Here is a 26,913-nt window from a genome sequence, read left to right on the forward strand (position 1 = left end):
TTCAGGGATGGGCCGGAAACACCGCCCAGCCGCTCATGCCGGGCAACAGGCCACCTTGGGCGCCGTCCATCACGCCGAAAGCAGCCACGGTCTGGCTCACCGGGTCGATCTGCGCGCCCAGGCGCTGGATACGCGCGGGATAGCGCTTGCCCAGTTCTTCCACATCGACGCTGAAGGCCACGCCCGGCTTGAGCCAGGACAGCCAGCGCGAGGGAAGGATCATCTGGACTTCCAGTTGTCCGGTCTCGACGATCTCGAGCAAGGCGTTGCCTGGCGTGACGTACTGGTGCGCGGCCACATGGCGCTTGGCCACGCGTCCGGCAAAGGGCGCCACGATGTTGCAACGGCTGGCCACCATGCGCGTGCTGGCCAGTTCGGCCTGGGCTTCCTTGAGACGCGCGCGTGCCTGCTCCACTTCCAGCTTGCCGATGGAATTGAGTTCGGCCAGGCGCTGGTTGGACGCCACCACGGCACCGGCCGCCTCCACCGAGGCTTCAGCCTTGTTCTGCTGGCTTTTGTGCACTGAGCAGTCCAGCCCGACCAGCAGATCACCGGGCCGGAAGGCATCGCCCTCACGCAGGCGCAGGGTCGCCACACGAGCAGGAATCTCGGCCGAAATGGTGACCGCATTGCGCGAACTGAGCTGGGCGCGGATGCGGCCTTCCTTGTCGGTGACGGAGGTCGGCAGGCTTGCCGTGGTTTGCGCTGGCGGTTGCGTTTGCGCCAGGGCCTGCCCTACTGCACCGGACAGGGCCGACAGCAGCACCATCATCAGCCCGGTCTGGACAACTGCTTGCCTCATACGCCGCCTTCGGGATTCATGGTCTTGATCCAGTTCTGCTCGGAGGCCTTGACGGCTTCTCCCAGGCTGCGGATGTCATGGCTGTTCACCGATTCCGGCAGCGGGTCCAATCCGATGGTGGCGATGAGCTGACCATAGGCTCCTTGCAGCGCGCCATAGCTTTGATATAGCCGCAGTTCGGACATCATGGCCGCAGCCGAAGCGCGGATTTCTTCCAGCTTGCCCTGGCTGTTGGCGCTGGCGGCATTGCGCGCATAGGTGAAGATGCGTTGCTCGACGCTGTTGATCTGTTCGGTCAGTTCGAACTGGCTCAGGCGTCCAAGGTAGTCCAGGCGCGCCACATGGACTTGTGTGAGCACCGCCATGCTCATGGCCAGGCGCTGCTGGCGGGCCAGGTCCAGCTGGGCCTGGGCCATGCCGCGAATTTCACCGGCATTGAGCAGGTTGAACAGGTTCCAGCTCACGCGCAGCCCGGCATCGCCCCACTGGCGGTTGGTCAGGTAGCTGTTGCTGTCATAGTGGCCGCCCAGGTAGATTTCCAGGCCCGGCAGCAGGCGCGCCAGCGCCTTGCGGGTTTCCAGCAGGCTCACGCGTTCGTTGTACTGGGCTTCTACCAGTTCCGGACGACGCAGCAGGGCGGCCTCTTCCATGCTGGCAGCCGGCAGCGTAATGCGTGGCACCTGCATGGAAGCTGGTACCACCACCGAGAACTCCTGTCCCGGTTCCAGGTTCATGATGGCCGCCAGGCGTGGCTTGGCCTGGGCCAGTTCGTCGCGTACCGCCTGCAACTGCCGCACGATGTCGAGCAACTGGCGTTGGTAGTTCAGCGCCTCCACCGGCGAACGCAGCTTTTCCAGTTCGACCTTGCGGGAGTCTTCCAGGGCGCGGCGCGACAGCGCCAGCACTGGTTCGATGCGGTTCTCCAGCATCTGCGCTCCGGCGGCCTGCCAGTAGGCCTGCGTGGTCTGCTGCATCAGCAGGTGCAACACCTTGCGCCGACGCTCTTCGGCCATCAGTACGCGGTCGGCCTGCTGCTGCGCGGTGAAGTAACTGACGCCGAAGTCCAGCACGTTCCAGCTCAGCGTCAAGTCGGATGTACCGCGGGCGCGGTCGGTGGAGGTCGACGGTTCCAGCGACTGGCGGTCGGTCAGGACGCTGCGCGAGGAAGAGGCCAGGTCGTTGTCACGCCAGTTGTACCCGGCTGACAAGGCCAGCTTGGGCAGCAGGTCGGTGCGGGACAGGTCGAGTTGGCGCTGGGCCACTGCCGCTTCCATCAGCTTGACGCGATGATCGAGGTTGTAGCGGATGGCGCGTGCCATGGCTTCTTCCAGCGTGATCGGGCCCTGCAGGGGCTCCTGTTGCTGGGTCAGTGCCTGGCGGTCGGCCTTGACCATGTCCTGGCGCTCGTCGGCGGTCAAGGCCTGCGGGGGGACCGCACATCCGGCCAGGCCAAGGGACATCAATGCAATGAGCGCGCCGAACACGGGCGCCACGCGACTGCGGCGAGGAAGATACAGCTTCATGTTGGTACATCTCCTGGAAGACGGGGGAATCTAACGGTGTCGTAGTTACGCGGCCTCGGCCTGGGCCGCCGCCAAATGCTGCAACCATTGCAGGCGCTCGGTTTCGCGTGCGGCATGGCCGTGCTGGCCGAACTGCTGGGACAGGTCGGCGCGGCCCGCCGGGATCGCTTGCGGAGCAGCCAAGGGGCTGATCGGCAGTGGCCCGGCATCGGCGCTGGCGTTGACCTCCAGGTCCACGTGCGAAATCGCCTGTTCACCCTTGGCATCGCGCACCACGATCTCGATGGATACCTTCTGCGCCAGGCCGGCTGGTGCCTGGCCGCTCAGCGTTCCGTTCACCGGGTCGTAGCGCAGCCAGCGCGGCAGCGGCACACCGTCGGCCATGCGTACCTCGACCGTAACGGGTCCGTTACGCGCTTGTCCGGCAAGGCTTTCCATGGGCAAGACGATGCTCACCGGCTGACCCGGTGCCACCACGTACTGGCCCAGCGCAGCAGTTTCTTGCAGCGCCCTGCCCTGCGCGCCGGCGCTGCCCGCAAGCTCGTTGAAGCTGGCCTCGCCGGGCTGTGTGCTGCCGACGAAATAACGCATGTCCAGCGCATCGCCTACCAGTGGAGTGCTGCGGCCCAGCAAGGCGTCGATGCCCGTGATCGCGCCGAACAACCCGAAAGACCCGGACAGTTGTACTTGGCTGTCGAAGGTCAGCGGCGCCATTGGCGACAGCACCGCGCCGCGTGGGCCCTGTCCGGCCGGACCGTCAGGCAGCAACACCGGCCCGGGTGCGGTCACCGTGGACAGCGGCAACGGCTGTACCGTCGCCAGCGTGGAACTGTCAGATGTGCTGGCAGCTTGGTTGGCAGCCGGGCTGGCCGGTGTGGTCACGCTGACTGTATCGATGCTCAGCGCAACTGTACTGCTGGCGGTCCTGGCCGTACCGCCGCTGTTGCCGAGGTCATCGGCGGCGATGGTGATGCTGGCCGCCCCCTGGTAGCCGCTGGCGGGCCTGAAGAGCAGGCCTTGCAGCGCCGCATTGATATCGGCCACGGATCCGGAGAAGGTCATCGTGGCATCGCCGGTGCCGCTACCCGCTACAAAACTCAGGCCACTGGTGGCGCCGAGACTGATCAGACCCTGCGTCGCCGTGAGGGTCACTTGCACCAGCCCGTTGCCGGCATCGGCATCACTCAAGCTGATGCCATTGCCCAGGCCGCTGGCAAAGCTGATGGTGCTGCCTTGCAGGAGGTGCTGCACCGAGCCCGGCAGCTGGATCACGGGGGTATCGTTGGTGGCTGTCACCTGCACCGAGCGCACCAGCGTATTGCTGTCGCTGTTGCCGTCGCTGACCCGGATGCTGATCACGCGGGTAGAGGTATCGGGTGTCTCTGAGGTATTGGCGTAGCTGACGGCGCGCAGCGCCGCCTGCCATTGCGCCAGCGTGGCGGTATTGCCCGCCGAACTCAGCGTCAATACCCCGGTGGCGGCGTCATAGCTGCCGGCCAGATTGCCGTAGACGCTGGCATCGGTATTGCGGAAGGCCAGCACATCCTCGGCGGCATGCAGGTTGCCGGTGATGGCGATGGTGGCTGTACCCATGCCGATGCTGTCGGGATCGACCAGGCTCAGGGTGGCGTCCAGCGCAATGGGGATGGGCGCGGCATTGTCGCCTTCGGTGAAGGCCACCGTGCTGCCGCTGCCGCTCAATTGCGGGGTGTCATTGACCGCGACCACGGTCACATCGCGCGTGACCGTACTGCTGGAGACGGCGCCATCGCTCACCGTGAAGCTGATGGTGCGCGTGGACGTGCCTGGCGTATCGGAACTGTTGCTGTAAGTGACCGAGCGCAAGGCTGCCTGCCATTGCGCCACCGTGGCGGTGGCACCGGCTGAACTGAGGGTAAGCGCACCAGTGCCGGCGTTGTAGCTCGCCAGGATGTTGCCGTACAGGGAGCTGTTGGTGTTGCTGAATCCGAGTACATCCTCACCGGCCCGGAAGTTGCCGGTAACCGCTACGGTGGCACTGGTCAGTGTGGGACTGTCGGCATCGGAGACGGTGAGTCCGCTGTCGATCACCACGGGCGTGCCGGCGACCTGGTTGCCTTCGGTGAAGCTGACGCTGCCGCCCGAGCTGCCCAGTACCGGGGGAATCTCGACCGACACCACTTGCACGTCACGAGTGCCGGTGGCACTGGTTTTGGTCCCGTCGTTGACCGAGAAACTGACGGTACGGACGCTGGTATCCGGCGTGCCGGAGGTGTTGCTGTAGTCGACCGCGCGCAACGCCGCCTGCCATTGCGCCACGGTCGCGGTGCCACCGGCCGACACCAGGGTCAGGGTGCCCGTGCCCGCGTTGTAGCTACCGACGATGTTGCCGAAGGTGGTGCTGCTGGTATTGGTGAACAGCAGCAGGTCTTCGCCTGCGTGCAGGTTGCCGGTGATCTGCACGGACGCGGAGGCCAAGGTGCTGTTGTCGAGATCGGATACCGTCACGCCGCTATCGACGTGTACCGCTCCCTGGCCCTCGGTAAACGTACTGCTGCCGCCGCTGGTGCCCAGGATCGGCGACTGATCGACCGGGGTCACCGTGACGTTGCGCGTGGCGGCCGTGCTGTCGTTAGTGCCGTCATTGACGACAAAGCTGATGGTGCGGGTGGCGCTGTTGGGAGTGACGGCTGTATCGGTATAGCGCACTGTGCGCAGCGCCGCCTGCCATTGCGCCACCGAGGCCGTGGCGCCCGCGGAGGTCAGGGTCATTACCCCGGTCCCTGCGTTGTAGCTGGCAGTGACGTTGCCATACAGCGTGCTGTTGTTGTTGATGAAGATCAGCTGGTCTTCGCCGCTGCGGAAGTTCCCGGAAATCCGGACGGTCGCGGACGCCATCGTGGTGTTATCGACATCGGACAACGTCAGCCCCGCGTCAACCACGACGGGAGTGGAAGGGGTGTTGTCGCCAGCCGAGAAGGTGGCACTGCCTCCAGTGGTGGTCAAGATTGGCGCATCATTGACCGCAACCACATTGACGGTGGACGCCAGGGATAAAACGGCGGAGTCCACCCCGCCATTGGCGACGCCGCCCGTATCCCTGACCGTGGTCAGCGTAATGGTGCGGTTTCCTGCCGTGGGCGCCTCGCTGAGATCACGATAGGTGAGCCCGTTGACCAGCGCCTGCGACTGGGCAGCGGTGATGCCGGCGCTCTTGTCGAGCGTCACGGTGGCCACGCCACCACTGACGCTTACCGTCACTGACAGTCCCAAATTGGCGGTCGTCAGGGAAGTCCCATTCACCAAGCTGACATCAGAGCCGTCAATGCGCATGATCTCGCTGGCTCCGTCGGCCACGTTGCCGACGGTCAAGGTCAGCGTCTGGATGCCCTGGCTGCTTTCCACCGTGCTCACGACGGTGCCGCTGAACGGGGATACGCCAGCCGCGTTCTCGGTGTAGGTGGTATTGCCCGCTGTCGTGGTCAGCGTGGGTGCGTTGTTGACTGCCTTGACATCGACCGTGACCCGGGAGCCCGCGCTGTTGGTAGGCGAATCTCCATCATTGAGCGTGAACTGCACGGTGCGGAGGGCCTCGCTGGGATCACTGGAGGAATTTGAATATGCGATGTCACGCAGCAGCGCCTGCACCGCCGTGAGATTGGCATTGGCATTGAAAGTGACCACCAGGCTGGCGCCGCCGCTGCCACCGGAAACGGTACCGATGGTGGTGCCCCCATACTGGATGTTGCTGCCGGAGACACCGATTTGTCCGGCCCCCGAGCCCTGATCCACCACCATCAATCTGTCTTGCGCGATGTAGTTGTTGGTGACGATGGTGACGGTCAGATTGCCACCAGAAAAGTCCGTGCTGTCGGAATCGGTGACGATGGCATTGGACCCAGGATCCAGGAGGACAGGCGAGTTGCCTTCGATATAGGTCACGCTGTCGCCATTGAGATTGCTGATCACCGGCGGCACATTGGGTGCAATGCCAGCACTGACATTGAGGTCATCCATGGCCAGCGAGACACCGCCGCTGCCGTTCTGGTAGACGATTCGTACCTCGTCCACATACTGCCATGCCGTACCCGACACCGACACCACCTGGCCATTGTAAGTGGTACCGTAGTCCGCCATGGTGAAATTCAGCGAGGCTCCGCTTACCTGGACACCATCCCGATAACCGACCAGCCTGTAGTTCAAGTTGCCAGAGGCGTAGTCTTCGACGGTGATGGAGTGAAAGCTGAATTCCTCCCCGTTGGTCGATTTGATGACGGCAGCATAGGTAGACGAGCTGCCCAAAAAAATCAGCGCCTTGTCTATGTTGTCGTCTGCCAATGTGGTGTCGACCATCTGATTGGTGGCCACCAGTTGGCTGCCTGCGTCTGCGTTGCCGCTGTAGTCGCGCAGGCCGAATGTCCAGCCGTTGAAGAGCAAATCCTGGGCGGGCGACAGAAACCGGTGGCGCCCGCCATCGTCCGGCAAAGTCAAACCGTCGAACGTCTCATAGCCCGGCGCTACCAGCAAGCCGTCATAACCCGCCAGTGCACCAGCCAGACTCGGCGCTTCAATTGCGCCCGTGTGGCGCTCCAGGATCCAGTTGCCGCCCAGCGCGGAAGCGCCGGTGTTGTCGGTCGAGGCCGCCACATCGGCCGAGGTCAGCGCCGCCAGCTGATCCAGGAACTGCTGACCAGCCTGGTCGGCGCCTACCTTGCAACCGTAAAGCAGGATGTCGCCGTTTTCCGACAACGCGGCACCGATGCTCCTGAGCGCATCGGCATGGGCGGCCAAGGTGTCGGAGGTCAGCCAGACCGAGCCGGCTTGCACCGCGCCGGTGCTGCCGTGCGAGATCAGGGCGATGGAGTCGATATCGTGGCGCCCGGCGAGATAGGCCGCCATCTGCGCCAGCCCATCCTTGCTGCCGTCCAGGATCACTACCTCGGTACCTTGCGGCAGGGCGGCAGCCACTTGCCGGGAATCGCTGAGCTTGCCGTCGATGAAGACGATGTCATGGCGCTGGGTGCTGCCATTTGCGGCGCTGGCAGCGCTTGCCGCACTTGTCACGTTATTGGCCGCGCTGCTGTTTTCGGTGGTCTTGTCCGCCGCCGGTTTATCGGCAGTGGCGGTATGACTCGCTTCGGCCGGGGCCGTGGTATCGGGCACACTGGTCTTGACCACCGCGTCGGCTGCAATGGCAGCGACGGCGGCATCGAACATCAGCCTGGGCTCCAGCGCCAACATCAGCGGCGCGGCCCTGCGCTCTCGTTCCGGCCGGGTTTCCCGCATGGCGGCCTGCGCACGCGTTTCACCGGACTGACGGATAGCCCTCCAGAATGCTTTCATGACACCCCCTGACAATATATGGCTGACTGCCTGGAATATTGTTCTTTTGTAATTTTTTACTTGATATGACCTATCAGGTCGCCCCGCGCCGGGAGGCAGCCACGATCCGAGCGAAGTGGAAGTTCGTTCATGCCGACTTTAGCCATCAGATCTTTGCCTGATCTGCCGGGAAACGATAACCTGGACGGTCGCTGCGCAAACCGGAACCGTCTTCGTGATTTTTGGCAAGATAATAGCAGTGTTTCCCTGCGACATGTACAGTCCAGATGGACTGGTACAGACAACATCCCGATCTCAATCCGGGACAGGGTGCTAGCTCTCGGTGTCATTCTGACAAATGGAAAAGGGGCCTCGCGGCGGTACGACTCCCCTACCCTTGAGGTGATCGTTGATTGGTTGCGAAACTTATCCTGTTTTGCAGTGAACCCATCGGGCAACAAAGCACAATCGGCAAGCCTCCTGGCCTGCCGGTGAATACCCGTTACCGCTGAGGCGGCAATCAAGTCACGGTTGCTGCAAAGCCCGCTGGATATCCCCCACCATATCGAAATCCGCACCCACCCAGCGGCGCGCCAGCTTATCAATGGTGCCATCGCGCGTCATGTCGCCAATTGCCTTGCTGACTGCGTCCTTCAATGGCTGCTGGCCCTTTGGCATGGCGGGTGCCGACAGCTGGTAGATCAGCACCGGTCCGACTTCCTTGATCGGCAACTTGTTCACATTGGCGTATTTCATGCCGCCGAAGTGCGAACTGATGACCGCATCAATGCGCCCATTGCCCAGGTCATTGAAGACGAAACCGCCATTGTCATAGGCGCGGAAGTCCGATTCCTTCAGATTGGCCCGGGCCCAGCTTTCATTGGTGGTACCGGTGGTGACGCCCACCTTCTTGCCCTTGAGATCGGGCTTGTCCTTGATGCTGGCGTTGCTGGCCAGTACGAAGATACGGAAATCCTCCACGCCATAGGGTGCCGCGAAATCGACCTGCTTCTCCCGTTCCGGCGAGGGCGTCAGGTCGTTCATCACCATGTCGTACTTGCCCGCCTTGAGCCCCTCCACGAAATTCTTGAAACTGTCAGCCACAAAAACCACTTTCGCCACGCCGATGCGGCGCGCCACTTCCTTGGCCACCTCGACGTCATAGCCGGCCGGTTGCAGCTTGTCGTCAATCAGGCTCCAGGGCGGACTGCTCTGGGTGTTGGCGATGCGGATCACGCCCGAGGCACGGGCACTGGCCAGGATATCGGCCGGAATGTTCTGGGCTGACACGGCAGCCGCTGCACTGCCCAGGAGCGCTGCCACCAGGCAGGCCGGAATGAAATGATGCAACTTCATGTACTGTCCCCTCTCGGTCATCAATGAAAACGGAAGCCCATTCTGTGCCCAGGCCAAAGGATCAGCAATCCGGGGACGTTTCTTGAGTGATAAGTGGAGCTTATAGTTTCAACGATGAAATTGATGCGTCCATAAGAGATCTTGCACCAATCCGGCACCGTAAAATGAAGCGACCCAATAGCGTTGCGCCCTTCCCTGCGGTGCTTCCCTTGGGGCCGGCGGCTCATCGTGAGATCTCTTGCGGTCGCGCTTTGCCCCAGACTTGTGCGCAGCGCTCAAACCGGTGCATGGCACCGAGATTCAGAAAGCGCCGGGTTTCTGGTACAGCACCTGGCGCAATGAACTCATGTCCGACTCCATCTGGATGCGCATCACCCGCAGCAGCTCCTTGGCATTCTCCGACATCGGCACACCAGGCCGGAACACCAGCAGCGCCGTGAAGTTGGCCGTCACCTCCATCGGCTTCAGGCGCAGGCCCCGCGTGACGTAATCCAGCGCCAGGATGGGATGCGCCATGCCCATGCCGACACCACGCATGGCGAATTCGCAGACCGAATTGGAATAAGGCGTTTCCAGGATGGGGCGCAAAACCTTTCCCTGCAGGATCAGCTCCTGCTCCAGACGCCGGCGGCTGGCATCTTCCGGATTGAGCGCAATGAAGGGATGTTCCAGCAGGTCGTCGGCCGTGATGACCGGCTTGCCGGCCAAGGGATGCCGGTCATTCATCACCATCACACCCGGCACGCTCATGAATTGCGAATGCTCCAGCCCGGAGACGGACAGTTCATCGGCCATCAGCCCGAAATCCAGCTGTCCTGCGCTGACCTGCTGGTAAACCTCGCGCGAGCTCATGATCTGGAACGACATCTGCACACGCCGCTCGCCCAGGCCGAAGGCGGCAATGGCGCGCGGCATGAAACCATTGCCCAGTGCGGGAAAGGAGGCAATGGCCAGGCGACCCAGTCCGAACGAGCGCAAGCTGCGGATACGGTGCTCGATCATCTCGAACCCGGCAAAGCAGCGATCCACCTCCACGATCAAGGCCAGCGCCTCCTGCGTCGGCACCAGCCGGCCACGGGTGCGTTCGAACAGCCGCAGCTCGGAAGACGCTTCCAGCTTGCGGATCGACTGGCTGATCGCGGGCTGGGATACGTTGAGCAGGGCGGCGGCCTTGCTGGTGGTCCCGGCGCGCATGACGGCGCGGAAGACCTGGATGTCTCGCATGTCCATGTATAAGTACCACTTATAAAGTTAGTCCGGCGAGCTGTTGATGGCAGCGGCGCGAATTCGGATACTGGGCTTCTCTTTTTTAGATTAACAAATTAATCGCATGAGCCACCCTGTTTCCTCTCAACCCGCGTTCGCCAGCCTCTCGCCCCCGGTGATGCGCGCCTCCACCGTGGTGTTCGACACCTTCGAGGACTTTGTCCAGCGCAAGCAGCGCCAGCCCGATGGCTTCAGCTATGGCGTCACCGGCACCCCCACGGCGCGCCTGCTGGAGCAGCGCGTAGCCGCGCTGGAGAACGCCCGTCACTGCGTCATCGCGCCCTCCGGCGCGGCCGCCCTGATGACTACCGTGATGGGCTTCGTGCGCGGTGGCGACCATCTGCTGGTCTCGGCCGCCTGCTATGGTGCCCTCAAGACCTTTGCCGAAAAATGGCTGGCGCAGATGGGCGTGGAGGTGGAGCTGTACCGGCCGGACATCGGCGCGGAAATCGCCGAACTGATCAAGCCCTCCACCCGCCTGATCTGCATGGAGGCGCCCGGCACGGTCACCATGGAAATGCAGGACATCCCGGCCATCACCGCCGTGGCACGGCAGCACGGTGTGCTGACCATGCTGGACAACACCTGGGCCAGTCCGCTGGGACTGACATGCCTGGACATGGGCGTGGACTTCAGTATCCAGGCCGCCACCAAATTCATGGGCGGTCACTCCGACGTACTCATGGGATGCATCAGCATGAATGACCACGGCCACTACGAGATCCTGCGCGAGACCCAGAGCATCCTCGGCCAGCAGGTCAGCCCCGAGGATTGCTTCCTCGTGCTGCGCGGGCTGGAAACCCTGCCATTGCGCGTCCGGGCCCAAAGTGCTTCGACCCTGCAGGTGGCGCGCCATCTGGCCGATCATCCTGTGGTTGCGCGCATGATGTACCCGCCGCTCGAAGGCGACCCCGGCCATGCTCTGTGGAAGCGCGACTACAAGACCAATGGCTGCCTGTTCTCGATGATCCTGCAACCGGCACCGGAAAGCGCTTTCCACGGCTTCTTCGATGCCCTGCAGCACTTCGCCATCGGTGCCAGCTGGGGCGGCGTGCACAGCCTGGCGGCTTATTATCCGGCCGCCCTGCAGGCCAATCGCGCCTTCCCGGCGACCGACCAGCCAGTGGTGCGCCTGTCCATCGGCCTGGAAGATCCTGCCCTGCTGATCGCCGATCTGGACCAGGCACTGGCCCAGTACGCAAAAGCTGCCGCACAGGCGTGATGCACGCGTCTATGAACACTGAAGCGGCGCCCGCATGCAGGCGCTGCAACCGGGAGGAGAACCATGATTGATCTGTTTGTCAGGGCGCTACCGCTGCTGGAGAAAGCGGTGGTGGTGACCATCGGGCTGGGTATCGGCTCATTCGTGCTGGGTTCGGCGCTGGGCATGCTCATTGCGCTGGCCCGCATTTCCGATGCGCGGCCGCTGCGCTGGCTGGCGTTTGCCTATGTGTCGGTGTTTCGCGGCACGCCCTTGCTGATCCAGATCCTGCTGATCTATTTCGGCCTACCCAACTACGGCATCACCATCGATCCCATCCCCGCCGCCTTGCTGGCGCTGACCCTGTTCTCGGCGGCCTACCTGAGCGAGAACTTTCGCTCCGGCATCAATGCGGTCGATCGCGGCCAGTGGGAAGCCGCCTGGTCCATGGGCATGGGTTACTGGAAGACGCTGTGGCGCGTGATCCTGCCGCAAGGCCTGCGCATCGCCATTCCTCCCGTGGGCAGCCGCCTGATCGCTCTGATGAAGGATACCTCGCTGGCCTCCACCGTGACCGTGGTGGAACTGACGCGCGTGGCCGATCAGCTGGGGGCGACCACCTTCCGCTACATGGACATGTTCATCATCGTCGGTACCATCTACTGGGTCATCAATCAACTGCTCACCCTCCTGCAAACCTGGCTGGAAGAGAAACTGTCGAGGCGCTATCAATGAATCCGTCATCCTCCTGTACTGTGCGCGTGAGCGCCTTGGCCAAGGCTTATGGCGCCAATCAGGTACTGCGCAACATCAACCTCGAAGTCGCGCGTGGCGAAGTCGTGGTCATCATGGGTCCCTCCGGGTCCGGCAAGACCACCTTCATCCGCTCGCTGAACCTGCTGGAATTGCCGGATCGCGGCAGCATCGAGATCTGCGGTGTGGCGCTGAACGATCCGGCAACGCTGCCCGCACGCGAACTGCGGCGCAAGACGCTGCAGATCCGGCAGCAGACTGCCATGGTGTTCCAGTCCTTCAACCTGTTCCCGCATATGACGGCGCTGCAGAACGTGATCGAAGGCCTGGTTTCGGTCAAGGGTGTCGCCAAGGCGGAGGCCCGCGAGCGCGGCCTGGCGCTGCTGGGCAAGGTCGGGCTGGCGGAAAAAGCCGATGCTTATCCGGGCAAGCTCTCCGGTGGCCAGAAGCAGCGTGTGGCCATTGCCCGCGCACTGGCCATGGATCCGGAAGTGATCCTCTTTGATGAGCCGACCTCGGCCCTGGATCCGGAACTGCGCGACGACGTCTTGAACGTGATGCGCGCGCTGGCGGCCGAAGGCATGACCATGCTGGTCGTGACGCACGAAACGCGCTTCGCCCGGGATGTCGCCGACCGCATCATCTTCATGGAAGGTGGACACGTGCTGGAAGATACCACCCCTGCCCTGTTCTTCGGCACGCAGGGCAGCGAGCGCTCGCGGCAGTTCCTGGGGCGTCTGCACGAATGATGTGCGCAGGCTGGCGAACTACCGTGGCCGCGCTGCAGGCCACGGGGACGAAAAAGATAGAGCGGACATTGTGGTGCTTCGGCACTTCTGCAAATGATCAAGAAGCCGAAAGGGAGTCAAAAAGTTTGCTGCGCTCTGACCATAACTGCTGGAGCGACACGTCCAGAAAGAACGGTTCGTCACCGTCTTCTGGCCACCATTCGAATACACGTCCCTCCGAGGTCATGCCCCAGGTAGACCCGATGCCATAATCGCCGAAGGCCACCGCTGCGTTCCACAATGACGCCGCAGTCGGCAAGCGGCGCAGAACTTGCGTCAGCCTTAGCATGGTCACAAAGGAGAACGCCTCACTTCGCGCCAGCGGGTAAAGAAACCGGGCTTCGGACGGCCCGGTAAAGCCGTTGGCGTTGAGATAGGCGTTGCGCAACTCGGTCGGCAGTGAAAAGCCAAGCATGCATTCCGCATCGAGGATTTCCCGCTCAGTACAGGGCCGGCCGCTCTCCAGCACTTCCAGATCCGACATCAAGAACATAAGAAAACAGCGAGCCCGAAGCCCGACTCAGGATGCAAACCAATCTTCAGCTGCCGACTGGTCGCGAATTGATTCATTCGGATACCATCTGCCTGCCTTGCAGGAGTTGATGATTGTGCGACCAATCGAACTCCCTTTGTCGAATTTCATGTGCGACATATTGTCGCTATGTCCGCGCCTGTCAATAGGATGAAGACGGCGCCGTCTCGTTCAGGCAGCCAGCTTTTCCGTCTCCCACGGCGCCGGGATCCTGCCGCGCATGAGTTGGTCCAGGACTTGTGCCAGCCGTGTCATCCAGAGCCGTTTCATAGCAGCGTGAGCTTGCCCGTCAGTAGACAGGCGCAGATGATTGCCGAGCTGCCCCTGCACTGCGGCAAGGATTTCCGGCGGACATTCCATCGTCTTGAGCAACTCTACAGCGGCACGTCGGAGGTCATTGGGAGTCCAGTCCGAAATGGGCAGGCGCGGTCGCTGATATTCAGGGCGGGAATCGCAGTCCGCGCGTGCATTCCAGACGGCCACGCCGACATTCTTGGGGTCAAAGCGTCCGCCCTTGCGTCCCTCGAACAGATAGCCCGTCCTGCTGGCCAGAAGGCGACGCTGTACGATCTCCAGCGCCCGGCCCACCAGGGGAACACGAAAATCACTAGCGGCACCGCGTCGTTGGGGACGCAGCTTTTCCTCCGGGATCGTCCACCACCAGCCATCTTGCTCCTGGCTGATCTCGCGGGCGTGCATGGCGCAAATTTCCTTTCCGGGAGCGCATGTCCACGCAAGCAGCGTCAGGATATCCTCGTTGGCGCTGGTGAAATGCTGGAGCCACGGCAAGATGACGGCGAGTTCATTGATCGACAGCAGACGCTTCACAGGGCCGCGATACACGCCCTTGATACGAACGCCTTTGCTCTTGAACTCACCACGCATCACGCTACGCCACACATTGACGCACTTGGCAGGAAGCAATCCATGCGCAATGGCGTGGTCCCAGGCAGCACCCAGTTCGCGTCGCGTGATAGTGCCTTGGGTCGGCCGATCCAGGAAGCCACGAAGAAAGTCCGCAGCCATGACTGCATCGACCGCCTCGGCTGGAAGGTTGGCGAATTCACCCAGCGTGCGCGCGAAAATACGCCACACTTCCTTGGCCCCTCTCTCACCCCAATGATGCTTGACGTGTCCTTCGTAATAATACAAACCGATTTGCTGTACCGTCAGCTGCGCAGCGGACTCAGGCGACATTGATATGGAATTGCGTCGTGGGGCTTGCGCTTGCCGATGCACCGTTGATGGATCGATCCCCTGATCACGCAGACTCTTGAGTTGCCGCCACTGGCGAACGGCCGAGTTCAATGACATGTTGGGCCATTCGCCCAGTTTGACCTGGCGAATCCTGCCATCCTCCGGATTCTTGTAGCGATAAATCCAGTTGTACATCCGCTCGTTGGCTCGCAAGCGCAAGCCACGATGCTTGGGGATGGTGAGATGCTTGCCAGCGGGCAGGGATTGCACTGCGATTGCATTGAACATGTTTTCTTCTCCGTCAGAGCCATTCAGATGTCAGCCAATTCTGTTGGCTTTACCGATCGTGAAGTGAGGTGCCAGTTTGGGATGACGAAAGGAAGTTCAGATGCTGACTGCGGTATGGCATGTGGGGATCAAAGGGTGCGGGATATTTTTCCATCATCGAGGCCCACGCTGCTTTCACCTCTGGAGCCTTCGATCGTTCAAGATGAACATCGATCAGGACGCGAGCAACCGAAATGCCGCTTAGCTGAGCCACCTTCACTGCCGTCGCATCGCCGATACCGCTTTTCCCGCTTTTCATATGGCTGATCGCACTGCGCGTCACACCCAGCACATTTGCCAATGCGTGGTCGGATTGCAGGTCGAGCTTTGTTTTTACCAACTCCAAATAATCATTCGTTTGCATATAGCCTCCTGGGTCCGGACAGGCCGGAGTAACGAACCTCGTTGTGGACGTCTCGATTGGGATCATGTAATCGGACAAGCGCAAGTCGCTGCATCCTCAACGGAGCGTTCGCTGAATGGATCGAGAGAGAAGTGAGAAAGACGCCGCGCTGACCGCGCTCGCTTTCCCATGTGATGAGCCGATGGCATGCATCCCTGCTCGGGATGCATGCTGCTTGCTCGTGTTCCGCCTTGCCGGACAGGTGCGCAAAACCTGCACAAGTGCGCGAAAGCGACCTGTGCACCACACATGAACAAGGCGGTTAAACGAGTCCCGGAGGCGCTCGACTGCGATGTGCCGTGGGAGCCAGAGTCAGGACCACGGTGACGTCAGCAATGAAGAAGACAGGGTGCGCCAGCACCGCAATCAGCGAGGTGATAGCGGGCGCAGCAGAGGGTGGAGCCGGCGCGTGCTGCTGAAGGACACAATAGCCGCAATGTGCTACGTCGACGGGCATTTTCTCCTGCCCTGCCGTCCTGTTTCCTGGCACCGCAACGCGCTTGGTGCCACTGGCACTGCAGACTTCCATCCAGGTGAGCTGGGGATTGGAGGCCAGCGTCCGAGAAATGGTTGGAGCGGCAGCACCAAACACCATCACGCCTAGCGCAAGCCATGCGAGCAGTTGATGAAAGCGTCGGCTCAAACTCATGTTCGGAGGTCTGGAAACGATGTACAAAATAGGATCTGGCGTGACCTATGATAAGCCCGCCTTTGCAGGTGATGACGCGGCGTGGCCCTGGCTGCGTCAATTTGCCGCAGCCAGGGCATGTGCAATGCGACTTCCGTAGCATTGCTTGACGCACTCTGCAGGCGAGCAACGGCCGATGGACCGGCAAGGCAGCTGCCGCCATCGTCGATCTCAAGGCGGCGGTGCGCGGGTTACGCTACAACGCAGGCGCTTCCCCGGCGACCCCGAACGCATCCGCTCCAAACACCGCATTCTCGGCGCAGCACAGCCAGGTCTCCGGTGCTGGCCTGGCTGAGCCGTAAACGGGATGGATCGGGAGACCTCGCTGGCCGTGCCGACGCTACTGGCTGCAGCCGCACGTCAGCGTGGCGCACAGGTCAATCTGGAGTTCGCCTGGAATCGCCCTCATAGTGGCGATTACGACCTGGATGCGCTGTTTGCATGGATCCAGGCGCAGGTAAGTTAGGCTGGCGAACCCGCATATCTTCCGGCGCATGAGCATGTGCTCAAGACGTCACGCTGCGGCGATTTGCCGCAGTGGCGGCATGTTCAATTCGGCTGCAACATTCCCAGCCATGCCAGCAACATCAACGCAACCCAGGAAAGCAAAATTTCCGCCAGGGTCAGACGGTATAGCTGTCGCAGGGCATGGCGATGATGACGCATCGATGGCACCAGCACATACCTGTTGAACACGGCAATGGCCATCATTGCGCCAGCCACCAGGATTTTCATGGTCAACAGCGCCTGGTAGCGAAAATCGAAATCCAACGGCAGTCGTCCAAGGATGAGGAGGGTATTGAGCAAGCCTGTCAGGAAAACCAATGCCACCACTGCATGGCCGATATTTGAAAAGCGCCGCAATATGGTATTGACCATATCTGGATACACGCGGCGATATCGGTCTGACAGGACCATCAAGACGATCGGCAATGCGCCTATCCAAGCCCCGACGCTCCACACATGGAGAACGTCGTTTGCCTGATGCAACAGTCCCGTCCATCCTTCATGCATGACGGCATGTCCGGTCAGCGCCAGGCTCGTCAGCATGATGCCGCTACCAGCGATGCATGCAAGCAAGCGCATGCGCTCCGATTGCGTCTCGCTGAACAAGAGCAGGCAAACGGCGATCAACTGGGTCCACCATGCCGTACCGATTGAGGTGCCGTTGGCTACCGCAGCGAGCATGTCAAGGTGCCAGGCATCAGCCCAGCCATCGCCAAGAATACTGGCTTGCAGGGGCAAGCTGGCAAGCACGGCAGTGTACAGAAGTCCGAACAAAAGACGTCGCCATCCGGCCAGGCGTTGCCATAGCTCGCTCCTGAGTGGCTCTGCGACCAGCACAAGCAAAGTCAGGCCCGCGCCCCACAGAAACAGTGCCGCACCATCGAGTGAAAGCCGGCAAAGGCCCAAGAGAAGCGTGGGAGAAATCAAGGTGTTACGGAAAAGCTGTAGCTACCCTCGGTCTTGTGGCCATCTACGGACAAGGCATGCCATTGCACCGTGTAGGTGCCCGGTGCCAGTCGTGTGGGGACCCCCACCATGAATGTCTTTCCCTCGTCCATGAGCATGGCCTCACCCAATTTGACTTCCTTCTGATCGGGGCCTGACAACTTGACGCCGCTGAATTTCAGATTCAATCCCTCTGAGAAAGTAAGGGTGAGCTCTGCTGGTGAAGCGACTACCGCCTGATCGCCGGGAAAGGCCGTCTTCAGGTGGGCGTGCGCCCAGACGAATTGCGCCATTAAGAGGCTGGAGAGGATCACTAACGAGAGGAGGCGCTTAACATTTTTCATTATCTTCAATTCCACTATGGGATCGACTGAGGGGATGTACTTACCCTGATCGGTCCGGTGATCTGATTCATGGAAGCTGACTGAGCCCGCATCCGGGCGCACATCTTCGCGGGCGACAAGTTTGCCACGACCAAGGCGCAGCACATGCGACATATTGTCGCAGACAAGCCGAACGTGCACTTGACGAAAATCTTACAAATCCTTTACAGGCAAGGACTTCCTGTCTTTTTCCCATAAAAAGGCCTGGTTTGCGCGAGCGGCCGGACTGGCTTCTTGGACGTTAGAATCTGCGCCCATGAAAACTCGCCTTCCCCGCCTACGCATGATCGCGTGGCTCACCATTGCTGCCCTGCTGGCAATGATGTGGTCGGCAGTGGTGCAAGCGCGCATCGCGACCAGGCTGGCTTTACCCTGGAATGAGCTATGTTCAGTGGCCGATGACCCCGCTGCGACTTCAGGTCGAAGCACGGGCAAAACCGAGCATGCGGCCCATGCAGGGCACTGCATGTTCTGCGCGAAGCAGGATCTTGCTCATGTGTTGCCGGCACGGCTGGATCTGCCACAGCCGTTGTTACGGAAATCGTTGGCCCCAGCGCCTGTTCAGGAGCGACGGCGGGCGCACACAGCCTGGGTGAGTGCAGCTCCCCGGGGGCCACCGGGTACACGCTGCTGATCTATCCCACGCTGCCACAGCTGACGGCATTCCCGCTTCGCCCCTGACAAGCGGCGCCGCGCATGCTGCGTTGCGCGCGTGACTGGTCCTTCCTCAGTCACCCCACGACACCTTCCCCGAGACACCGACATGATAAAAAAATCTGAACCACGCACCCTCTTGTATCCAGCGCGTTCGCTGCCAACCCAGTTGCGCCGCACGATTGCCTATGCTCCCTATGCACTGCCCCTGCTCTGCCTTACCACTCCGGTCCAGGCTGAGGACTCCGCCAATGCGCTGCCGGCCATCACGATCAATGCCCAGAGTCCATTGCCGCTGCAAAATCAGGTGTCGGTCGGTTCCAATCTGGATCTGACACCCTTGCAGACGCCAGCCAGCGTCGCCGTCATCAACCGCCAACAACTGGAAGAGCGCGGCGACGCCAGCATCACCGATGCCATCACCCGCGCGCCCGGCTACAGCGCCATGGGCCACCCGGGCAACAGCGGCAGCGCACTGTCGGCGCGCGGCTTCACCGATGCCACCTCCGTGATGCGTCTCTATGATGGCCTGCGCCAATATGGTGGCGTGGGCGTGAGCTTTCCGTTCGACACCTGGAACATTGACCGTATCGAAGTCCTAAGCGGCCCTGCCTCGGTCATCTATGGTGATGGTGCCATCGGCGGTGTGGTCAATGTGATCCCCAAAAAGCCCACCCGCGGGAAGATCGAAAACGAAATTGAAGCGAGCGTCGGCACCCATAACACCCGGCGCCTCGGACTGGGTAGCGGCGGTGCCATCAACGAGATGCTTTCCTATCGTGTCGACATCGCCGGAGATCGGTCGGATGGCTGGGTCGATCGCGGCAACACCAATAATCTGAGCCTCTCCGGTGCGTTGCGCCTGGATGTCAATCGCGATCTGTTCGTACAGCTGAGTTATGCCCAGGGGCATCAGCGTCCGATGGCCTATTTCGGTACGCCCCTGACCAATGGTCAACAAGTGGACGCCCTGCGCGAACGCAACTATAACGTGGCTGACGGCACCATCGACTACAAGGACCGCTGGGCGCAACTGGAAGCCCAGTGGACACCTGATGCCGATACCACGCTGCGCACCCGGCTTTACCAGATCAACAGCAACCGCTACTGGCGCAATGCCGAAAGCTATGTCTACAACAAGACCACCGGACTGGTCGATCGTGGCGATGCCACCGAAATCCGGCATGACCAGTCCCAGACCGGGGTAACCACTGATGCGACCTTCAAGGGCCATCTGGCAGGCCTGAAGAATCAGGTCTCGGTCGGTTTTGACATCAACTCGACGTCTTTTACGCATACCAACAACACCTACAATGGCAGCTTCAGCTCGGTCAACCCGTATAGCTTCGATCCGGGAAACTATGCCAGCGGTGTAGGGATTCCGGCTTTCCTGCCGCGCTTCCGCGCGCGCGCCTCGCAGTATTCAGTCTTCTCCGAAGACAAGCTGGACCTGAGCGAAAAACTGAGTTTGCTGGCCGGCCTGCGCTTCGATCACGCTGATGTCTCCCGCACCGATCTTGCCGGTGGTACGGGTGGTTTCGATCAGGGCTTCTCCAACCTCGGCTGGCGCCTGGGAACGGTCTATGCCATTACCCCTGACCTGAGTGTTTACGGCCAATACTCGAAGGCTGCGGCGCCCGTGAGCAGCATGCTCTTCATGAGCAAGGCCAACAGCAAATTCAAGTTGTCGACCGGACGACAGATCGAGGCTGGCATCAAGCAGGTGTTCTGGGACAAGCGCGGTGAGTGGACGCTGGCGCTCTACGATATCCGCAAGAACGATCTGCTCACCCGCGATCCGTCCAATCCCAGTGTGAGCGTGCAGGTCGGACAGCAGTCCTCGCGAGGTATCGAAGCCAGCCTGTCGCTGGCCTTTGCCGAGCAATGGAAACTGAACGCCAATGCCAGCATGTTGCGCGCACGTTTCGATGACTTCACCGAATCGGTCAGCGGCGCAGCTGTCTCGCGTGCCGGCAAGGTACCCACCGATGTGCCCGAGCGTCTGGCCAATGTCTGGCTGAGCTGGAACTTCCTGCCGGCATGGACCGCCAGCGGCGGCCTGCAGTATGTCGGCCAGCGCTATGCCGACAATGCCAATACGCTCAGGCTACCCTCCTACACCACCACTGACCTGGCGCTGCAATGGAAGGCCACGCAGGCCACCACGGTCACGCTGCGTGCCAACAATGTCTTCGACAAGCGTTATTTCACCACGGCGTATTACACCACCACGCAATGGCTGTACGGTCCCGAACGTGAAGTTCAGCTGACGCTGAATCATCGCTTCTGAGCTTGATGAAGAGTGTAACTGGCAGCCTGCGGCGCTGGACCTATCTCACGCACCGCTGGTGCGGTTTCGCCGGCTGCCTGCTGATGGCATTGTGGTTTGTCAGCGGCATGGTGATGCTGTTCATCGGTTATCCCAAGCTCACCCCTTGGGACCGATTGGCAGCATTGCCAGCGTTGGGTGCCGCACCACAATTACCGTCGCAGGTCATGGGAGATGGGCCGGTCAGCCGGCTGGTCCTCAACGCTGCCTCCGGGCAAGCACGCTATATCGTGCAGCGTGCTGATGGCAGCCTGACCAGCGTAGATGCGTCCAATGGTGTGCCAGCAGACGGCTACAGCAGCGCTGCGGCACTGCATAGCGCCAGGGTGTTCTCAGGCGGTGCCGATGTTCAATACCTGGGCAGCATCGATGAAGACCGTTGGACCCATTCCGGCAGCCTCAACGCCCATCGCCCCCTGCATATGGTGCAGGTCGGCGATGTTGCGCAGACCTTGCTCTACGTTTCCTCCCGGACCGGTGAGGTCGTGATGCAGGCCAGCCGGTCCCAGCGCATGTGGAATTACGTTGGCGCTTGGCTGCACTGGCTTTATCCCTTGAAGAACCAGTCGCGCGATCCGGTCTGGAGCTGGACCGTTATTGCGCTCTCGGCGGGCTGCGTGCTGGTTGCCTGCAGTGGCATCGTCGTGGGGCTATGGCGCTGGCGCTTTGCACGACCTTACAAATCTGGTTCCCGCTCGCCGTTCGCGCCGGGATGGATGCGCTGGCACCATCTGCTCGGTTTGGGCTTTGCTGCCATTACGCTGACATGGATCTTCAGTGGTCTGATGTCGATGAATCCACTGGGTATTTTTTCGCCGACGCAATCGCCGGACCTGGCGCGCTACGAAGGGGCCATTGTCTCCCGGCAGTACATGGATCGCACGCCAACGGACATCCTGCAGGCGCTTCAGCGGGATGGTTTCCGGGCCGTCGAGCTGGAGTGGAAAAATCTTGGTGGCCATGGCTTCGTGCTTGCCCGGGATGCCGCAGATGGCACGCGCATCGTCACCGCGGATGCACAGGGTCTGCTGGTACAGCGGCAATGGCCACAGGCCGTGCTGCAAGAGGCCGCTGCAATGCTGCTGCCCGCCAAAATCACGCAGGCAGAACTGCTCGATGGCGGTGATGCCTATTACTACGGCCGTGCGCCGGAAGCCATGATGGGCGGCGCCGAGCGTCGCCTGCCGGTGCTCAGGTTGCGTTTTGCTGATGCAGGCAGCACCCTGGTCTATATCGATCCGGCCACCGGACAGGTCGTTCTCAGCGCCGACCGCGCGCAACGGCTGGGGCGCTGGCTGTTCAGCTTCCTGCATAGTTGGGACCTGCATTTCATGCTGGCTGCAGTCGGCTGGAGGGAGGCTGTTCTGATCCTGCTCAGTCTTGGCGGACTGGGGCTTTCTCTCAGCGGGATTGTCATCGGGGTGCGTCGTGTCGATAGAAAGATGAGGAGTCGCCACTAGAAACCATCGAAGTCCCAAGGACAGCGATCTTCTGCTTGGCTGACGGCTGAGCTTTCAGGTGTCGCAGTTTAGCTGTTCAAGTTGTTCTCCGCATTGGCAATGGCATTTTTCTTGGTTGAAAGCGGATGCGCCGATGACCAGACTGCCGGCTGTGGCCATGAGTGCCCTTACTCATCGCGCCCTCCTTGCTGGTTTTTTTCATGAACGACTTCTTCCCCCCACAATCACCGGCTTTTTTAAACCGTGTTTCGCCGGCATCCCCTCGATGATGCGGCTGCCGCCGCTGACACTTGACACCCGGCGCCTGCTGCGCGAACTGCAGGGCTCGCAAAGGGTCATCCGCGAAATCCTCATAAGGAACCGCGAAAACGGTCGTTGTGCAAGCCATGCGCGCTTTGCATACTCCTCAACGACGCAAGCCTGCGCGCCCATTAAACCAAGAACAGGAACAGACCATGCACATCACAAGAAGAGCATTCAACACCGCCATCGCCGCCCTGCTGCTGACCGGAGCCACAGCCGCAGGTGCTGCCGACAAGCCCGTCGTCGTCGGCTACCAGAGCGATGCCCTGCCCTCGTCGCTGGCCATCGCCAACGGTGAATTCGAAAAGGCCACCGGCAAGAAGATCGACTTCCGCAAGTTCAACTCAGGTGCCGACGTGATCGCGGCCATCGCCGGTGGCGATGTGCAGGTGGGCTACGTGGGTTCGAGCCCGCTGGCCGCAGCGGCTTCGCGCGGTCTTGACGTCAAGGCCTTCTACCTGGCTTCCATCTCCGGCACCGATGAGGCCTTGGTGGTGCGCAATGGTTCGGGCATCAACAGCGTTGCCGACCTGAAGGGCAAGAAGCTGGCCGCCGCCCCCGTCTCCACCGACCATTACCAGTTGCTGGCGCTGATCAAGAGCCAGGGGTGGACAGAGAAGGATGTGAAGGTTTTTGCCATTCCGCAGCCTGAAATCGTGGCCGCCTACAATCGTGGCGACATCGACGGCGGGTTCGTCTGGGACCCGGCTCTGACCGAACTGAAGAAAAACGGCAAAGTCCTGGTGACCTCCAAGGATGTGGCCGACAAGGGCGCGCCGACCTTCTCGGCCTGGATCGCCACTGGCTCCTTTGCCAAGGAACATCCTGAATTCCTGAAGACCTTCAGCGCCGTGATCGACAAGGCCAGCCTGTCCTTCCAGAACGACAAGGCCGCCTGGAACAAGGATAGCGAGAACGCACGCCTGCTGGCCAAGCTGCTCGGCGGCACCCCGGCCGACCAGGCTTCGGGCCTGCAGAACCTGAACCTGGTACCGGTCAGCGCCCAAGCGTCGCCGGCCTGGCTGGGTGGCGGTGAAAACTCGGGTCTGGCCAAGATCCTCAAGGAAACCGCCGTGTTCCTGAAGGAACAGAAGAAGATCTCGGACGTGCTGCCCAGCTATGCCGCCTTCGTCACCCCAACGGCGGTGACTGGCCTGAAGTAAGCCTCCCCGTCGATACCGTCTGCAAGCCCGTCGTGCCGATAGCCACCCTGTCGCACGGCGCTTGCGCTTGTACGGTTTGGAAAGAACACACCATGTTGAAAGTAGAAAACGCCAGCGTCTTCTTTGCCGGCCGGGACAAACAGGTGGTCCATGCGCTTGACCGGGTCTCGCTGGATATTCCTGAACGCGGCTTCGTGGTCGCGCTGGGCACCTCGGGCTGCGGCAAGTCGACCTTGCTCAATGCCATGGCCGGATTCCTGCCGCTCTCCGAAGGCAGCATCACCCTCGACGGCAAACCGGTCTCCGGACCCGGTGCCGAGCGTGGCGTAGTGTTCCAGAAGGACAGCCTGCTGCCCTGGAAATCGGTGCTGGACAATGTCGCCCTGGGCCTGAAGTTTGCAGGCGTGCCGCGCAATGAAAGCCGCGACCGTGCGCAGGAGTTGTTGCGCCTGGTAGGACTGCAGGACTTCGCCAAGGCTGCCCCCTACGAACTCTCGGGCGGCATGCGCCAGCGCGTGGGCCTGGCCCGCGCTTTGGCCCCGGCCCCCAAGATCCTGCTGATGGACGAACCCTTCGGTGCACTCGACAGCATGACCCGCGAACAGATGCAGGAGCTGCTGGTATCGGTCTGGGCACGCACGGGCAAGCAGGTCTTCTTCATCACGCACTCCATCGAGGAAGCGCTTTTCCTGGGCACCGAGGTAATCGTGATGTCACCGCGCCCGGGCCGCATCGTAGCGCGTTTCCAGACCGATTTCGTGCGCCGTTTTGTAGCCGAGGGCGATGCCCGGGCCATCAAGACCGAACCTGCCTTTGCACAATTGCGTGAAGAAATTCGCGCCATCGTCCACCAGTCCGAAGACCTCGTCTCATCATGAGCGACCAAGTCCAACCCCTCCCCCTGCTGGATTCCCTGTGCGCAGGGACATCGGCTCCACCCGCGGCCAGCGCGCCACCGCGCCTGGTCAAGATGCGCAGCTTCGGCATCGGCGAAGGCTCCACGGTGCGCATCAGCGTGGCCGCCGGCATCGCCATCCTGGCGCTGTGGTGGCTCATCGCGCAGACCGGCTGGGTGCCGCACCTGTTCCTGCCTACCCCTTCCGAGGTCATCCATGTGGCCCAGGGCATCTGGGAAGACGGCTACGCCAATGCCACCCTGACCGAGCACGTGGGTGCAAGCCTGCTGCGCATCCTCACCGCCGGCGTCATTGCGGTTTCGCTGGGCATTCCGGTGGGTCTGCTGATGGGGCTCAATCGCTGGGTCAAGGGCGTGCTCGATACCCCGATTGAATTTTATTGGCCCCTGCCGCCGCTGGCTTACCTGCCCTTGATGATCATCTGGCTGGGCATCGGCGAAGCCTCCAAGATCACCCTGCTGACCCTGGCCATGTTTGCACCCGTGGTGCTGTCGGCGCAGGCGGGGGTGCGCTCGCTGCCGCTGGAACGGGTCAATGCGGCGCTCTCACTGGGCGCGACGCGCTGGCAACTGCTGGTCGAGATCGTCCTGCCCTCGGCCCTGCCGGAAATCCTGACCGGCATCCGCATTGCGCTGGGCGTGGGCTGGAGCACCCTGGTGGCGGCCGAGCTGATTGCAGCCAATCGCGGCATCGGCTACATGATCATGTCGGCCTCCCACTTCCTGGCAACCGATGCAGTCTTCGTCGGCATCGCCTTGATTGCCACCTGCGCCTTCGCCTTCAGCTATGGCATGCGCCTGCTGGAACGCGCGCTGGTTCCCTGGAAGGGCAAGAGCTGAGGCCATCGGACCAGCCTGCTTTCCACCAGCGGCGGATGATGGGCGTGAGCAGAAAGCGACAGCGCCGGTCATTCGCGGGCCAACAGGGCCGTCCACCTATCCTTTCGTATAGCTAGACACCGCAGCCGCTGCTGCGCACACTCCTCCCCGTCCCCCGCCAGTACGGCGGCCCATTCCCTGCTTCGCCGGTCTTGCTACCGCCTTCACTGCCTGCGCAAGTCTGGCGTGGCGGCCTGTGCCGCGTTGCCGCTCTCCGAGGAGTCTTGCCATGCATCGTTCATTACGCGCGTCTTCGTCCACCCCCTCCCGCTCTCGTTCCGCGCTGCTGCGTCCGCTGGCGGCGGCCTCTGCTGCCCTCATCGCCCTGGCCGTGGTGCATGCTGCTTACGCCGAAGCGCCGCTGCACAAGAACCAGCCGGGCTTCTATCGCACCATGATCGGCGACATCGAAGTCACCGCGCTCTCCGATGGGACCAACCGCCTGCCAGCCGGCAAAATGCTGCGCGGCATCAGCAAGGAAGACCTGGAGCAACGCCTGCAGGCTGCCTTCGTCAGCGATCCGGTCGAGACATCGGTCAACGCCTTCCTGGTCAATACCGGCAAGAAGCTGATCCTCATCGATACCGGCGCCGGCGGCGTGCTTGATGCCGACAGCGGCCACCTGCTCACCAGCCTGAAGGCCGCCGGCTACCGCCCCGAGCAGGTCGACGAGGTCTACCTGACCCACCTGCATCCGGACCATGAAGCCGGCCTGACCCACAAGGGCAAGCGCGTCTTCCCCAAGGCTGTGGTGCGGGCCGACAAGAAAGACGCCGAGTACTGGCTCAATCCCGCCAACAAGGCCCAGGCCAGCCCCATCAACCAGGAATTCTTCGAGGTCGCCGAAAAGTCGCTCAAGCCCTATATCGCCGCCGGCAAGTTCCGTCCGTTCGAGGGTGACACGCAACTGCAACCCGGCATTTCCAGCGTGGCCAACTATGGCCATACGCCCGGGCACAACGCCTACCTGGTCAGCAGCAAGGGCCAACGACTCCTGATCGTGGGCGACATGATCCACGTGGCCGCGGTGCAGTTCCCGCAGCCCGACATCACCATCGGCTTCGATACCGATGAGAAGGAAGCCCAGCAGGATCGCCGCAAGGCCTTCGATGCCGTCGCCGACGCCAAGGAACTGATCGCGGCCGCCCACCTGTCCTTCCCCGGCATCGGCCATATCGTCAAGGACGGCAGCGGCTATCGCTGGGTGCCGATCAACTACGCGCTGGTGCGCTGAGCG

General features: G+C 61.8%; 22 protein-coding genes. 11 read left to right on the plus strand and 11 right to left on the minus strand.

Going from position 1 to position 26,913, the window contains the following annotated elements:
- Window position 1 precedes the first annotated feature (1 nt).
- The 5 genes from FYB76_RS07750 to FYB76_RS07770 all read right to left on the minus strand — a co-directional run bounded on the left by FYB76_RS07750 (window position 2) and on the right by FYB76_RS07770 (window position 10,212).
- Window positions 2–802: an efflux RND transporter periplasmic adaptor subunit gene (locus FYB76_RS07750; RefSeq protein ID WP_154133257.1), complete on the minus strand. Its 801-nt coding sequence runs from the start codon at window positions 800–802 to the stop codon at window positions 2–4.
- Window positions 799–2,325, minus strand: a complete 1,527-nt coding sequence (locus tag FYB76_RS07755) for a TolC family protein (RefSeq protein ID WP_154133258.1) — start codon at window positions 2,323–2,325, stop codon at window positions 799–801. Before FYB76_RS07755 ends, FYB76_RS07750 begins: the two co-directional genes overlap by 4 nt.
- A 45-nt stretch (window positions 2,326–2,370) precedes the next feature.
- Window positions 2,371–7,647, minus strand: coding sequence for a DUF4347 domain-containing protein (locus tag FYB76_RS07760; RefSeq protein ID WP_154133259.1), 5,277 nt, complete (start codon window positions 7,645–7,647; stop codon window positions 2,371–2,373).
- A 504-nt stretch (window positions 7,648–8,151) separates the two neighbouring features.
- Window positions 8,152–8,982 carry a transporter substrate-binding domain-containing protein gene (locus FYB76_RS07765; protein ID WP_154133260.1) on the minus strand — a complete coding sequence of 277 codons (831 nt, stop codon included), beginning with the start codon at window positions 8,980–8,982 and terminating at the stop codon, window positions 8,152–8,154.
- 300 nt (window positions 8,983–9,282) lie between these two features.
- Window positions 9,283–10,212: a LysR substrate-binding domain-containing protein gene (locus FYB76_RS07770; RefSeq protein WP_154133261.1), complete on the minus strand. Its 930-nt coding sequence runs from the start codon at window positions 10,210–10,212 to the stop codon at window positions 9,283–9,285.
- Window positions 10,213–10,312: 100 nt separating this feature from the next.
- Here FYB76_RS07770 and FYB76_RS07775 point away from each other — a divergent pair, with 100 nt between their 5' ends.
- From FYB76_RS07775 to FYB76_RS07785, 3 genes are all read left to right on the plus strand, one after another.
- Window positions 10,313–11,470 carry a PLP-dependent aspartate aminotransferase family protein gene (locus FYB76_RS07775; protein WP_154133262.1) on the plus strand — a complete coding sequence of 386 codons (1,158 nt, stop codon included), beginning with the start codon at window positions 10,313–10,315 and terminating at the stop codon, window positions 11,468–11,470.
- A 63-nt stretch (window positions 11,471–11,533) separates the two neighbouring features.
- Window positions 11,534–12,184, plus strand: coding sequence for an amino acid ABC transporter permease (locus FYB76_RS07780; protein WP_088754495.1), 651 nt, complete (start codon window positions 11,534–11,536; stop codon window positions 12,182–12,184).
- Window positions 12,181–12,951 (plus strand): amino acid ABC transporter ATP-binding protein, encoded by a 771-nt coding sequence (locus FYB76_RS07785; protein ID WP_154133263.1) that lies wholly within the window; start codon window positions 12,181–12,183, stop codon window positions 12,949–12,951. Before FYB76_RS07780 ends, FYB76_RS07785 begins: the two co-directional genes overlap by 4 nt.
- Before the next feature lie 97 nt (window positions 12,952–13,048).
- Here FYB76_RS07785 and FYB76_RS07790 read toward each other — a convergent pair whose 3' ends face one another.
- From FYB76_RS07790 to FYB76_RS27085, 4 genes are all read right to left on the minus strand, one after another.
- Window positions 13,049–13,474: an SMI1/KNR4 family protein gene (locus FYB76_RS07790; protein ID WP_195724597.1), complete on the minus strand. Its 426-nt coding sequence runs from the start codon at window positions 13,472–13,474 to the stop codon at window positions 13,049–13,051.
- Between the two features lie 219 nt (window positions 13,475–13,693).
- Window positions 13,694–15,007, minus strand: coding sequence for an integrase family protein (locus FYB76_RS07795; RefSeq protein ID WP_154133265.1), 1,314 nt, complete (start codon window positions 15,005–15,007; stop codon window positions 13,694–13,696).
- A 49-nt stretch (window positions 15,008–15,056) separates the two neighbouring features.
- Window positions 15,057–15,410: a hypothetical protein gene (locus FYB76_RS07800; protein WP_088754491.1), complete on the minus strand. Its 354-nt coding sequence runs from the start codon at window positions 15,408–15,410 to the stop codon at window positions 15,057–15,059.
- A 301-nt stretch (window positions 15,411–15,711) separates the two neighbouring features.
- Window positions 15,712–16,098 carry a DUF2946 domain-containing protein gene (locus tag FYB76_RS27085; RefSeq protein WP_154133266.1) on the minus strand — a complete coding sequence of 129 codons (387 nt, stop codon included), beginning with the start codon at window positions 16,096–16,098 and terminating at the stop codon, window positions 15,712–15,714.
- A 346-nt stretch (window positions 16,099–16,444) separates the two neighbouring features.
- Here FYB76_RS27085 and FYB76_RS07810 point away from each other — a divergent pair, with 346 nt between their 5' ends.
- Complete coding sequence (locus FYB76_RS07810; protein WP_154133267.1) at window positions 16,445–16,603, plus strand: hypothetical protein; 159 nt, start codon at window positions 16,445–16,447, stop codon at window positions 16,601–16,603.
- Window positions 16,604–16,686: 83 nt separating this feature from the next.
- Here FYB76_RS07810 and copD read toward each other — a convergent pair whose 3' ends face one another.
- Complete coding sequence (gene copD / locus FYB76_RS07815) at window positions 16,687–17,571, minus strand: copper homeostasis membrane protein CopD (RefSeq protein WP_154133268.1); 885 nt, start codon at window positions 17,569–17,571, stop codon at window positions 16,687–16,689.
- On the minus strand, window positions 17,568–18,086 hold the full coding sequence (copC, locus tag FYB76_RS07820; RefSeq protein WP_229296917.1) for a copper homeostasis periplasmic binding protein CopC: 519 nt from the start codon (window positions 18,084–18,086) through the stop codon (window positions 17,568–17,570). The genes copD and copC overlap by 4 nt, the downstream gene beginning before the upstream one ends.
- 169 nt (window positions 18,087–18,255) lie before the next feature.
- On the opposite strand from copC, the gene FYB76_RS27090 reads away from it, so the two are divergent.
- From FYB76_RS27090 to FYB76_RS07855, 7 genes are all read left to right on the plus strand, one after another.
- On the plus strand, window positions 18,256–18,606 hold the full coding sequence (locus FYB76_RS27090) for a DUF2946 family protein (protein WP_370516329.1): 351 nt from the start codon (window positions 18,256–18,258) through the stop codon (window positions 18,604–18,606).
- Window positions 18,607–18,735: 129 nt separating this feature from the next.
- Entirely contained in the window at window positions 18,736–20,916 is a 2,181-nt protein-coding gene (locus tag FYB76_RS07830; RefSeq protein ID WP_195724598.1) for a TonB-dependent siderophore receptor, read from the plus strand.
- A gap of 5 nt (window positions 20,917–20,921) precedes the next feature.
- On the plus strand, window positions 20,922–22,415 hold the full coding sequence (locus tag FYB76_RS07835) for a PepSY domain-containing protein (protein ID WP_154133270.1): 1,494 nt from the start codon (window positions 20,922–20,924) through the stop codon (window positions 22,413–22,415).
- Window positions 22,416–22,870: 455 nt separating this feature from the next.
- The gene (gene tauA, locus FYB76_RS07840; protein ID WP_154133271.1) at window positions 22,871–23,881 is read left to right on the plus strand and encodes a taurine ABC transporter substrate-binding protein; all 1,011 of its coding nucleotides are present in this window, start codon (window positions 22,871–22,873) and stop codon (window positions 23,879–23,881) included.
- 92 nt (window positions 23,882–23,973) lie between these two features.
- Window positions 23,974–24,759, plus strand: a complete 786-nt coding sequence (locus FYB76_RS07845; RefSeq protein WP_154133272.1) for a taurine ABC transporter ATP-binding protein — start codon at window positions 23,974–23,976, stop codon at window positions 24,757–24,759.
- Entirely contained in the window at window positions 24,756–25,637 is an 882-nt protein-coding gene (locus FYB76_RS07850; RefSeq protein WP_154133273.1) for an ABC transporter permease subunit, read from the plus strand. Before FYB76_RS07845 ends, FYB76_RS07850 begins: the two co-directional genes overlap by 4 nt.
- Window positions 25,638–25,905: 268 nt before the next feature.
- Window positions 25,906–26,910, plus strand: a complete 1,005-nt coding sequence (locus FYB76_RS07855) for an MBL fold metallo-hydrolase (protein ID WP_154133274.1) — start codon at window positions 25,906–25,908, stop codon at window positions 26,908–26,910.
- Window positions 26,911–26,913 lie beyond the last annotated feature (3 nt).

This window comes from Herbaspirillum sp. CAH-3, assembly GCF_009668275.1.
GTDB lineage: Bacteria > Pseudomonadota > Gammaproteobacteria > Burkholderiales > Burkholderiaceae_D > Herbaspirillum > Herbaspirillum aquaticum.

Excerpts from the sequence above, each read along its gene's own strand:
- FYB76_RS07750 (WP_154133257.1), bottom strand. The coding sequence starts at position 802 with ATGAGGCAAGCAGTTGTCCAGACCGGGCTGATGATGGTGCTGCTGTCG.
- FYB76_RS07755 (WP_154133258.1), bottom strand. The coding sequence starts at position 2,325 with ATGAAGCTGTATCTTCCTCGCCGCAGTCGCGTGGCGCCCGTGTTCGGC.
- FYB76_RS07760 (WP_154133259.1), bottom strand. The coding sequence starts at position 7,647 with ATGAAAGCATTCTGGAGGGCTATCCGTCAGTCCGGTGAAACGCGTGCG.
- FYB76_RS07765 (WP_154133260.1), bottom strand. The coding sequence starts at position 8,982 with ATGAAGTTGCATCATTTCATTCCGGCCTGCCTGGTGGCAGCGCTCCTG.
- FYB76_RS07770 (WP_154133261.1), bottom strand. The coding sequence starts at position 10,212 with ATGGACATGCGAGACATCCAGGTCTTCCGCGCCGTCATGCGCGCCGGG.
- FYB76_RS07775 (WP_154133262.1), top strand. The coding sequence starts at position 10,313 with ATGAGCCACCCTGTTTCCTCTCAACCCGCGTTCGCCAGCCTCTCGCCC.
- FYB76_RS07780 (WP_088754495.1), top strand. The coding sequence starts at position 11,534 with ATGATTGATCTGTTTGTCAGGGCGCTACCGCTGCTGGAGAAAGCGGTG.
- FYB76_RS07785 (WP_154133263.1), top strand. The coding sequence starts at position 12,181 with ATGAATCCGTCATCCTCCTGTACTGTGCGCGTGAGCGCCTTGGCCAAG.
- FYB76_RS07790 (WP_195724597.1), bottom strand. The coding sequence starts at position 13,474 with ATGTCGGATCTGGAAGTGCTGGAGAGCGGCCGGCCCTGTACTGAGCGG.
- FYB76_RS07795 (WP_154133265.1), bottom strand. The coding sequence starts at position 15,007 with ATGTTCAATGCAATCGCAGTGCAATCCCTGCCCGCTGGCAAGCATCTC.
- FYB76_RS07800 (WP_088754491.1), bottom strand. The coding sequence starts at position 15,410 with ATGCAAACGAATGATTATTTGGAGTTGGTAAAAACAAAGCTCGACCTG.
- FYB76_RS27085 (WP_154133266.1), bottom strand. The coding sequence starts at position 16,098 with ATGAGTTTGAGCCGACGCTTTCATCAACTGCTCGCATGGCTTGCGCTA.
- FYB76_RS07810 (WP_154133267.1), top strand. The coding sequence starts at position 16,445 with ATGGATCGGGAGACCTCGCTGGCCGTGCCGACGCTACTGGCTGCAGCC.
- copC (WP_229296917.1), bottom strand. The coding sequence starts at position 18,086 with ATGTCGCATGTGCTGCGCCTTGGTCGTGGCAAACTTGTCGCCCGCGAA.
- FYB76_RS27090 (WP_370516329.1), top strand. The coding sequence starts at position 18,256 with ATGATCGCGTGGCTCACCATTGCTGCCCTGCTGGCAATGATGTGGTCG.
- FYB76_RS07830 (WP_195724598.1), top strand. The coding sequence starts at position 18,736 with ATGATAAAAAAATCTGAACCACGCACCCTCTTGTATCCAGCGCGTTCG.
- FYB76_RS07835 (WP_154133270.1), top strand. The coding sequence starts at position 20,922 with ATGAAGAGTGTAACTGGCAGCCTGCGGCGCTGGACCTATCTCACGCAC.
- tauA (WP_154133271.1), top strand. The coding sequence starts at position 22,871 with ATGCACATCACAAGAAGAGCATTCAACACCGCCATCGCCGCCCTGCTG.
- FYB76_RS07845 (WP_154133272.1), top strand. The coding sequence starts at position 23,974 with ATGTTGAAAGTAGAAAACGCCAGCGTCTTCTTTGCCGGCCGGGACAAA.
- FYB76_RS07850 (WP_154133273.1), top strand. The coding sequence starts at position 24,756 with ATGAGCGACCAAGTCCAACCCCTCCCCCTGCTGGATTCCCTGTGCGCA.
- FYB76_RS07855 (WP_154133274.1), top strand. The coding sequence starts at position 25,906 with ATGCATCGTTCATTACGCGCGTCTTCGTCCACCCCCTCCCGCTCTCGT.